The organism is Streptacidiphilus sp. BW17 (assembly GCF_041262485.1).
Lineage (GTDB): Bacteria > Actinomycetota > Actinomycetes > Streptomycetales > Streptomycetaceae > Streptacidiphilus.
The window spans coordinates 471674-479681 of sequence record NZ_JBGCCR010000001.1 but is presented as its reverse complement, the minus strand read 5'-3'; the positions used below and the strand labels follow the sequence as shown (position 1 = coordinate 479681).

Annotated in this window: 6 protein-coding genes and 1 pseudogene; 1 reads left to right on the top strand and 6 read right to left on the bottom strand. The window is 69.9% G+C overall.

Annotation, left to right across the window (positions count from 1 at the left end; all coding sequences use genetic code 11):
• The 3 genes and pseudogenes from ABH940_RS02120 to kdpF form a co-directional block, all read right to left on the bottom strand.
• A pseudogene (locus tag ABH940_RS02120) lies at window positions 1-573 on the bottom strand (potassium-transporting ATPase subunit B); the annotation flags it as partial.
• Entirely contained in the window at window positions 573-2237 is a 1665-nt protein-coding gene (gene kdpA / locus ABH940_RS02115) for a potassium-transporting ATPase subunit KdpA (protein WP_370072725.1), read from the bottom strand. The pseudogene ABH940_RS02120 and the gene kdpA, both read right to left, overlap by 1 nt.
• 3 nt (window positions 2238-2240) lie before the next feature.
• Complete coding sequence (gene kdpF, locus ABH940_RS02110) at window positions 2241-2330, bottom strand: K(+)-transporting ATPase subunit F (RefSeq protein ID WP_370072724.1); 90 nt, start codon at window positions 2328-2330, stop codon at window positions 2241-2243.
• Between the two features lie 395 nt (window positions 2331-2725).
• On the opposite strand from kdpF, the gene ABH940_RS02105 reads away from it, so the two are divergent.
• Window positions 2726-3181 (top strand): hypothetical protein, encoded by a 456-nt coding sequence (locus tag ABH940_RS02105; RefSeq protein WP_370072723.1) that lies wholly within the window; start codon window positions 2726-2728, stop codon window positions 3179-3181.
• Between the two features lie 30 nt (window positions 3182-3211).
• Here the strand turns inward: ABH940_RS02105 and ABH940_RS02100 are convergent, their stop codons facing one another.
• From ABH940_RS02100 to ABH940_RS02090, 3 genes are all read right to left on the bottom strand, one after another.
• Window positions 3212-4537: a nitrate/sulfonate/bicarbonate ABC transporter ATP-binding protein gene (locus tag ABH940_RS02100; protein ID WP_370072721.1), complete on the bottom strand. Its 1326-nt coding sequence runs from the start codon at window positions 4535-4537 to the stop codon at window positions 3212-3214.
• Window positions 4538-4559: 22 nt separating this feature from the next.
• Window positions 4560-6236 (bottom strand): ABC transporter permease, encoded by a 1677-nt coding sequence (locus ABH940_RS02095; RefSeq protein ID WP_370072720.1) that lies wholly within the window; start codon window positions 6234-6236, stop codon window positions 4560-4562.
• A gap of 185 nt (window positions 6237-6421) precedes the next feature.
• Window positions 6422-7969, bottom strand: a complete 1548-nt coding sequence (locus ABH940_RS02090) for a hypothetical protein (protein ID WP_370072719.1) — start codon at window positions 7967-7969, stop codon at window positions 6422-6424.
• Window positions 7970-8008 lie beyond the last annotated feature (39 nt).

Below are 8008 nucleotides of genomic sequence, written 5' to 3'. Positions count from 1 at the left end.
GATGACCGGAGCCGACTCACCCGTGATCGCCGACTCGTCCACCGAGGCGACACCCTCGACCACGTCACCGTCACCGGGAATGACCTGACCGGCCTCGACCAGCACGTGGTCGCCGAGGCGCAGCTCGGTGGCCGCGACCTCCTCCTCGCGCACCTTGGACGCGGGCGTGCCCGGCGTCCAGTCGCCGACGACGCGGCGGGCGACGGTGTCGGTCTTGGTCTTGCGCAGGGTGTCGGCCTGCGCCTTGCCACGGCCCTCGGCGACGGCCTCGGCCAGGTTGGCGAAGACGACGGTCAGCCAGAGCCAGACGGTGATCACCCAGGCGAAGACGCTGGGCTTCTCGATCGCGGACAGCGTGGTGAGCACCGAGCCCACCTCGACCACGAACATGACCGGGTTCTTGAACATCACCCGCGGGTCGAGCTTCTTGCACGCGTCCGGGAACGACTTGAGCAGCTGCTTGGGGTCAAGCAGGCCCCCGCCGATGCGGCGTTCGGTCTCCGCGACCGGCGCGGCTGCCGCGTCGGCCACAGCCGTCGGCTGGATCTCTTCCTGGGTAGTGGGTGTGGACATCAGTGGAGGCCTTCCGCGAGCGGCCCGAGCGCCAGGGCCGGGAAGTAGGTGAGCCCGACGACGATCAGGATCACGCCGGACAACATGCCGACGAAGAGCGGGCTGTGGGTCTTGAGGGTGCCGGTCGACTCCGGCACGTGCTGCTGCTTGGCCAGCGAACCGGCGAGCGCCAGCACGAACACCATCGGCAGGAACCGGCCGAAGACCATGGCGAGGCCCAGGGCCTCCTGCCAGTGCGTGCTGGTGACGGTCAGTCCGGCGAAGGCCGAGCCGTTGTTGTTGGCGGCCGAGGTGAACGCGTAGAGGACCTCGGAGAAGCCGTGCGGGCCGGTGTTGTTCATACCGCCGCCGTGACCGGCCTTCAGCGACATCGCCACGCCGGTGCCGACCAGCACGATGGCCGGGGTCGCCAGGATGTAGAGCGAGGCGAACTTCATCTCGCGGGCGCCGAGCTTCTTGCCCAGGTACTCCGGCGTGCGGCCGACCATCAGACCCGCGACGAAGACCGTCACGATCGCCAGCACCAGGATGCCGTAGAGGCCCGAGCCGGTACCGCCGGGCGCGATCTCACCGAACATCATGTTCAGGATCGTCACGCCACCACCGAGCGGCGTCAGCGAGTCGTGGGCGGCGTTGACCGCACCGGTCGAGGTCAGCGTGGTCGAAGCGGCGAACAGCGAGCTGCCCGGGATGCCGAAGCGGACTTCCTTGCCCTCCATCGCCGCACCGGCGATGTGGGCGGCGATGCCCGAGTGCTGGTTCTCGAAGAACGTGATCAGCGCGGCGGACGCGGCCCAGTACAGGCCCATGACCGAGACGATCGCGTAGCCCTGCTTCTGCGACTTCACCATCGTGCCGAAGGTGCGGCACAGCGCGAACGAGATCACCAGCAGGAGGTAGATCTCCACCAGGTTGCTGAACGGGTTCGGGTTCTCGAACGGGTGGGCCGAGTTGGCGTTGTAGAAGCCGCCGCCGTTGGTGCCCAGCTCCTTGATGGCCTCCTGCGAGGCCACCGGACCGCCCGGGATCGACTGCGCGGTACCGCTCAGCGTGTGGACGATCTGCGCGGCGTGCAGGTTCTCCACCACACCGCTCGCGACCAGCACGATCGCGAAGACGACCGAGATCGGCAGCAGCACGCGGAGCACGATGCGGGTCAGGTCGACCCAGAAGTTGCCCAGCACGTCCGACTTCTCGCGGGTGAAGCCCCGGATCAGCGCGGCGACGACGGCGATGCCGACGGCGGCCGAGAGGAAGTTCTGGACCGCGAGGCCGCCCATCTGCACCAGGTGGCCCATGGTCGACTCACCCGAGTACGACTGCCAGTTGGTGTTGGTGACGAAGGAGATCGCGGTGTTCCACGCCATCGCCGGCGAGACCGCCGGGAAGCCCAGCGAGAGCCACAGGTGCTCCTGCAGCCGCTGGAACGCGTAGAGGAAGAGGACGGAGACGGCGGAGAACGCGAGCACCGAGCGCAGATAGGACGCCCAGGTCTGCTCCGCGTCGCCGTCGACGCCGATCAGTTTGTAGATGCCGCGCTCGATCCGCAGATGCTTGCGAGTGGTGAGCACGTAGGCCAGGTAGTCGCCGAGCGGCCGGTAGGAGAGAGCCAGTGCGGCGACGAGCGCGAGGGCTTGCAGGAAGCCGGCGAGGGTCGGGTTCATCGGTTAGAACTTCTCCGGACGGATCAGGGCCGCGACAAGGTAGGCGATAAGGGCGATCGACACGACCAGCCCGATGATGTTGTCGGCGTTCACAGCCGCTCGACCCCCTTGACGATCAGGGCGAGGATCACGAACACCGCGACCGTCAGCCCTACGAAGAGCACGTCGGACATGTGGATGCACCTACTGACGCGAGATCTGTTCCGCCGGACGGATGACGCGGCGACCCGACCCAGGTAAGCGCACGTATGTGCGGCGTCAGGGAGCCTTAATGCCTCCCTTGCGGCCGTCCGTACTTCCCATACGGCTTCTTTACGCCGAGGCGTCCGCTTCGTGACCTTCGACCGACTCGACTGTTACGTCCGTCGATCCTTAGGCGAAAAGCGCATGGATCCCGTCAAAAATTATGCAAGGAGCGCTATGGAGCAGGTAATGTGAAGGCAGACAGGCCGCCAGGGCCTGCGATTCACGGAAAGAACCGATACGCCATGTCCGAGACCGCCACCGCAGCAGTGACCGCACGCGTCATCGTCGGTGTCCGCGACTCCGCCAAGGGACGCGCGCAGCTGCGCCGCGCCGCCGCGGAGGCCCGTCGGCAGCAGGCGGTCCTGGTCCCGGTCCTCGCCTGGTCCCCGGCGGGCGGCGAGCACCTCTACCGCACGCGCCCCTGCCCGGAGCTGGCCCACGAGTGGGAGCTTCGCGCCTGCGCCAAGCTGGACGACGTCGTCGCCCAGACCCTGACGGTCGAGACCCCCGCCGACGAGCAGCTCCCGATCACGGTCACACCGGTCGCCGTCCGCGCCGAGAGCTTGGCCGACGCCGTGGCCGCGACCGCCACCGGTGCGCACGACGAGGTCTTCACCGCCCCGGCCCACCCGGGCGTCCTCACCCGCCTGGGGATCTACCGCCGCGACCGCGGTCGCGGCGTCGCCCTGGCGCTCTGAGGCGCGGCAGCCACACCGGCCGGATGCCGGTCAGCCCCGGACCTCGGCCGCTTCCAGCGTGAAGCGGCCGTCGTCGCGGTCGTACTCGTAGAGCTCGCCGTAACGGCCCCAGTCGATCGCCGTCTCCAGCTGGCTGCGCGCCTCCTCGTCGGAGAAGCCGCTGCGGAGCAGGTCGAGGAAGAACCCCTCCCGCAGGGTGTGGTCCTCGGTGCGGGTGAGGGCCGTGACGATGGTGCGGACCAGCGGTGCGTGCTCCTCCGCGTAGCGCGCGAAGAGCTGCTTGCTGGTGAGGATGTCCGCCGCGGTGAACTCACGGCCCGCGTCGGTGACCGCGATGCGCGGGCCGCTGGTGCGGGCCAGGCCGAGCATCGTCACCGCGTCGACCAGCGGGAGCAGGTCGTCGACCTCGAAGCTCAGCTCGTCGGCGATCTCGGCCAGGCCGTCCTCGCCGCCGCGGGCGATCAGGATCTCCAGCAGACCGGCCATCCCGCCGACGCTGACGTCCGGCAGCGGGACGGTGACCGGCGTCGGCGTGGGGGCCGGGCGCTCGGGCGCGGACGGCGCGGACGGGGGTTCGTCCCGGCCGGTGAGGATGCCGTAGACGGTGTCGACCAGCTCCTCGAACCCGTCGGTCTGCCGGTCGCGCGGACGCGCCAGGTTGACGTGGAGCTCGGCCTTGATCCGGCCGGGGTTGGAGGAGAGCACCAGGATGCGGTCGGCGAGCAGCACCGCCTCCTCGATGTTGTGGGTGACGATCAGGATCGACTTGACCGGCGCCTCGCGTCCCTCCCACAGGCCGACCAGCTCACCACGCAGGTTCTCCGCCGTCAGCACGTCCAGCGCGGAGAAGGGCTCGTCCATGAAGAGCGCGTCCGGCTCGACCACCAGCGCGCGGGCGAAGCCGACACGCTGGCGCATGCCGCCGCTGAGTTCCTTCGGGTACGCGCCCTCGAAGCCGTCCAGGCCGATCAGGTCGATCGCCTTGAGCGCCCGCTCGGCCCGTTCCTCGTCGGGGACGCCGCGCGCCTGCAGGCTGAGCTCGACGTTCTGCTGCACGGTCAGCCACGGCAGCAGCGCGAAGGACTGGAAGACCATGGCCACGCCCGGATTGGCCCCGTTGAGCAGCTCGCCCCGGTAGCGGACCGTCCCCTGCGACGGCGCGATCAGCCCGGCCAGGCAGCGCAGCAGCGTCGACTTGCCGGAGCCGGACTTGCCGAGCAGCGCCACGATCTCGCCCTCGACCAGGGTCAGCCCGACGCTCTCCAGCACCGGGAGGGCACGGCCGTCGGGCGTGGTGAAGGTCTTGGTGACGTCCTCCGCCTCCACGATGACGGTTCGCGGCCCGGTGGTGGTCATCGCTTCTCTCCTCCTCCAGCTCTCACAGGGCGTAGCGGGTCTCGGCCAGGCGGTACATACGCCGCCAGAACAGTCGGTTCACGCCGACGACGTAGATGCTCATCACGCAGATACCCACCAGGATCTTGGGGAACTCGCCGTCCCCCGTCGCCTGGGCGATGTACGCGCCGAGGCCGGTGGCCTCCAGGTGGTGGTTGCCGTAGCTGACGACCTCGGCGACGATCGACGCGTTCCACGCCCCGCCTGCGGCGGTGATCCCGCCGGTGACGTAGTAGGGGAAGATCGCCGGCAGGATGAACCTGCTCCAGCGCAGCCAACCGTGCACCCCGAAGCCGGTCATCGCCTCGCGCAGGTCGGACGGGATCGCGGACGCCCCGGCGATCACGTTGAAGAGGATGTACCACTGCGCACCCAGCGCCATCAGCAGGATCGACCCGATGTTGAGCGAGATCCCGAGGGCCACGAACGCGGCGGTCGCGAAGGGGAAGATGAAGTTCGCCGGGAAGCTGGCCAGCACCTGCACGACCGGCTGGGCGAACCGGATGACCTTGGGGTTCATCCCGATCCACACCCCGACCGGCACCCAGATCACCGTCGCGAACACGAGCAGCACGACGACACGGCTGAAGGTCGCCGCGCCCAGCAAGAACGCGTGCCAGAACTCCCCGAGCCCGATCGTCGAGTGGACGTAGCTGAGCGCCTGCCAGGCACCCCAGGCGGACAGCACGGTGACCGCGCCCGCGAAGAAGACGTCACCGGTCCGCTCGCGGACGGCGGGCCGCGCCAGCGGGTGCTCGGCCAGACCGAAGGGGCGGGCGGCCCGGTCGAGCGCCCGGCCGACGGGCCTGAGCGGCGTCCCGATCAGCCGCGGCACGCTGCTGCGCCGCAGCAGGTCCAGCATGAGGCTGCGGGGCCGCTCGGCCGCGCCCGACTCCTCCACCCGGAACCGCTCCGACCAGGCGGTCATCGGCCGCCAGAAGAACGTGTTGACGCCGATCACCATCACGACCATGACGGCGATGGCGATGCCGACCTGGCTCAGGTTCCCGTCGGCGATCGCGGCGGCGGCGTAGGAGCCGATGCCGGGCAGCGCGTACCGGTGGTTGAGCACGCTGATCGACTCGGACGCGGCGAGGAAGAACCAGGCGCCGCCGAAGCTCATCATCCCGTTCCAGATCAGCGGGATCATCCCGGACGGCACGTCCAGCCGCCAGAACCGCTGCCACTTGGTCAGCCGCATGACGCGCGCCGCTTCGTCGAGCTCGCGGGGCTGGGAGACGAGGGCGTAGTAGAAGGCGAAGGTCATGTTCCAGGCCATCGCGGTGAAGATCGCGAAGATCGACGCGCATTCGAGGCCGAGCTCGGAGCCCGGGAAGAGGTTGATGAACGCGGTGACGGTGACCGAGAGGAAGCCCAGGACGGGAACGGACTGGAGGATGTCCAGGATCGGCAGCAGCACCTTCTCGATCCGGCGCATCCGCGCTGCGGCGGTGGCGTAGACGAAGGTGAAGAGCACCGAGAGGATCAGCGCGACGAACATCCGGAGCAGCGAACGGACCGCGTAGTAGGGGAGGTTCGCCGGATCGGTGGACACCTGCGTCGGCGCGGTGCTCGGCAGGAACGGCGCGTTGAGACCGGGCGCGAGACGCAGCAGCCCGTAGAGCAGGGCGACGATCGCAGCGGCGACGACCAAGTCCACCCAACGGTTCCCCACCCGCCACCACGACCCGGACCCCGGCTCACCCCCGTTCGACGGGAACCCTCCCTGACCCGCCACCGCGTGTCTCCTCTGAGCGCATGCCCCGTTCCCCCAAGCCACTCAAACAGGCGGGTCCAGTAAGCGCAGCCGGGGGAAGACGAACGGGTGACCAACAGCAGACGACCTCAACGGAATTCCTTGAGCCGGGGCCAAGCGCCCGCGCCCAGCAGCAGGACCACCACGGCCATCCCGCCGACGAGGATCCACTCGTCGGCGCCCGCGCTGTCCGCGCCGGACTTCGACACGGACTCGTACGCGCTCTCGTTGATCCCGATCAACGCCTGCAGCGCGGCGTCATGGGCGTTGAAGTCCGCGTTCGAGCCGCCGGGCGCGAGGCTCGTGCAGTAGGCGATGGCCTGCTCCAGGTGGCCCGCCTGGACCAGCGCGCGGATCTTGCGGTCGTCGCGTTCGTACGCCTGGTACGCCAGCAGCGTCTTCTCCGCCGCCGCCCGCTCCCCCGGGAAGGTGATGTTGCGGAACTCGTCGCCGTAGTACCCGGTGAACCCGACGTTCGCGTGGTTCTGCTGGTACGCGCTGATCGCCGAGGCCAGCGCCGCGTCGTACTGGAACATCCCGGCGTTGTCGACGTCGGCTATGTCGTCGGAGTCCTGCTGGAAGGCCTGCTGGTACTGCGCGGCCCGGCCGGCGTCCAAGAGGTAGCGGCTCTCGTCGGCGTTGGAGTCGTAGATGACCGCGCGGGCGTGGGTGAGGGCGACGACCGAGTCGTACGCGGAGATGCGGGCGGTGGTCAGGTCGTTCCGCTCGGTGGAGAAGAGCGAGCCGGCCAGGCCGAGCAGCACCGCGGTCAGTACCGTCGCCGCCGTCATCGCCGGGCTGAGGACCCGGCGGAAGCTGCGGGTCAGCCAGATCTGGGTGGCCACCATGGCCAGCAGCAGCGCTCCGCCGAGCAGCACCAGCCACAGTCCGGCCGTGCCGAGCGCGGAGCTCTCGGCACGGTAACTCTGCTCGAACGCGGTGTCGTTGGCCTGGATCAGGCTCTCGGCCGCGGGCAGCAGCTGAGTCCGCATCAGGTCGGTGGCCTGGCGGTACTCGGTGAGCGCCGCCGGGTCCGGGTGGCCGGCCGGGGAGCCGGCGTTCGTGTTGAGCTCCAGCGCGCGGGCCGCCAGGTCCTGGTAGCTGCCCAGGTTGTCGAGGACCTGGCCGAGCGCCTTCTGCGCGGCCGCGTTGCCCGCCGCGTCGAGGGTGGCGGCCTGCAGGTCGTGGTCGGCGACGACCCGGTCCTGGGTGTAGAGGGTGCGGGCGGTGGCGAGGTTCTTGGACAGCTGCGCGGTGCTGCCGAACGCCAGCTGGTTGGCCGCCTGGCCGTCCATGTCGGTCAGCGCCTGGTAGAGCCCGCCCGCGTCGGTGACCTGCGGGGCCTCGTGGCCGGTGATGTCGCTCCAGGTGCTCGCCGCGCCGGAGACCGACCCCAGCAGCACCGCTCCGAGCAGCACAGCCAGCGTCGCGCAGCCCGCCGTGGCCCAGCGCAGGCGCGCCGGGACCGTCAGCGGCCTGCCGCCGGGCCCGCGCCGGGACGGCCGGACGGCTCGGCCCGGCCCTGCGGGCGCTGCGGAGCCCCCCGACGCCCGCGTCCCCCCTGCTTCCCCCGATCCTCCGGCGCTTGCCGCGCCGACCGATGCGGCCTCCGGAGCCCGTTCCCCGACCGTAGTCATCCCCGCCTGAGCCTTCTTCCCGATTCGGCCTCTCGACCT

Coding starts and splice junctions, on each gene's coding strand:
- ABH940_RS02105 (WP_370072723.1), top strand. CDS start 2,726: ATGTCCGAGACCGCCACCGCAGCAGTGACCGCACGCGTCATCGTCGGT.
- ABH940_RS02100 (WP_370072721.1), bottom strand. CDS start 4,537: ATGACCACCACCGGGCCGCGAACCGTCATCGTGGAGGCGGAGGACGTC.
- ABH940_RS02090 (WP_370072719.1), bottom strand. CDS start 7,969: ATGACTACGGTCGGGGAACGGGCTCCGGAGGCCGCATCGGTCGGCGCG.
- kdpA (WP_370072725.1), bottom strand. CDS start 2,237: ATGAACCCGACCCTCGCCGGCTTCCTGCAAGCCCTCGCGCTCGTCGCC.